We start from the raw sequence: 555 nt of genomic DNA on the forward strand, positions 1-555 counted from the left end.
TTCATCGCACGTACAAGCGTTTATTAAACTCAGACGCGGGTTTTGCACACCTGATAACAAAAAACCCTATGCATAGTGATTGGCTTGTTACGGTCTTTCATGATCATGAGTATTCGCTTGCGGAGCTGCATGATGGATGTGGAGATCTAGACAAGAGAAGCTATGACAATCCCGTAGAACTTGCGGATTATGAACGCAACGTTAGTTTATTCAGAGCCTTGCGTTATCACGCTTATGCTGTTGTTCATCACTTCGATTCACACAAGACATTTCACGCGCATTTGGAGTGTAAGATCGATGAACTTAACGCACAGTTCAGTGAGCCTTTAAGCTTTAACGAAATCATGTGTATTGCGAAAAGCGTTTCGAAGTGGACGTGGCGAAATCGCAGCAAGATTAGAGCTAGAGAGCGAAAAATGCAGCTTGATTCTAGCCAACCACTTGAAACTAGGCAGTCTATGGGGGCGCATTATACGAATACAAAACGGACGGAAAGTGTTTTATCCAAAGCTAAAGCTGCATACCAAGCATTGATTTTGGATAACAAAAAACCCA

1 protein-coding gene is annotated in these 555 nt (G+C 42.7%); it reads left to right on the plus strand.

The features are described from left to right. Positions 1-68: 68 nt before the first annotated feature. Positions 69-555 (plus strand): primase C-terminal domain-containing protein (locus R8N47_RS27505; protein ID WP_318186400.1); only part of this gene is annotated, 487 nt, incomplete at its 3' end.

The organism is Vibrio sp. 2132-1, assembly GCF_033344315.1.